Origin of the sequence: Nonomuraea basaltis, assembly GCF_005893125.1 — a bacterium.
GTDB lineage: Bacteria > Actinomycetota > Actinomycetes > Streptosporangiales > Streptosporangiaceae > Nonomuraea > Nonomuraea basaltis.
The window spans coordinates 1-892 of record NZ_VCJS01000604.1; the positions used below are offsets into that span (position 1 = coordinate 1).

General features: G+C 66.0%; 1 pseudogene. It reads right to left on the bottom strand.

The features are described from left to right. Positions 1 to 892, bottom strand: a pseudogene (locus EJK15_RS69630) (DNA-directed RNA polymerase subunit beta); the annotation flags it as partial.

Sequence of the window (892 nt, forward strand, 5' to 3'; positions counted from 1 at the left end):
TGCTCGAGGAAGGGGATCATCGCGGTGGCCACCGACACCATCTGGCGCGGCGACACGTCGATGTAGTCGACCTCCTCGGCACGGGCCAGCTCGGTCTCACCACCCTTGGTGCGGACCAGGACCCGGGACTCGGCGAACGACCCGTCGGGGTTGAGGATCGTGTTGGCCTGCGCCTTGACGAAACGGTCTTCCTCGTCGGCGGTCAGGTAGTCGATCTGGTCGGTCACCTTCCCGTCGACGACCTTGCGGTAAGGCGTCTCGACGAAGCCGAAGGGGTTGAGCCGGCCGTAGGAGGCCAGCGAGCCGATCAGACCGATGTTGGGACCTTCAGGCGTCTCGATCGGGCACATCCGGCCATAGTGGGACGGGTGCACGTCACGGACCTCGAAGCCGGCCCGCTCACGCGACAGACCACCGGGACCGAGCGCGTTCAGACGCCGCTTGTGCGTCAGACCGGCCAGCGGGTTGATCTGGTCCATGAACTGCGACAGCTGCGAGGTGCCGAAGAACTCCTTCATCGACGCCACGACCGGACGGATGTTGATCAGGGTCTGCGGCGTGATCGCCTCGACGTCCTGCGTGGTCATCCGCTCGCGGACGACGCGCTCCATGCGGGCCAGGCCCAGGCGGACCTGGTTCTGGATCAGCTCGCCCACGCTGCGCAGGCGACGGTTACCGAAGTGGTCGATGTCGTCGACCTCGACGATGACGGTGTCGGTCCGCGCCTCCTGGGCGGCCGCCATCGAGTCGTCGCCGGCGTGCAGCCGGACGATGTATTCGATGGTGGCGACGATGTCGTCCTCGGTGAGCGTGCCCTGAGAGATCTCCGAGTCGACCCCGAGCTTCTTGTTGATCTTGTAGCGACCCACCTTGGCCAGGTCGTACCGCTTGG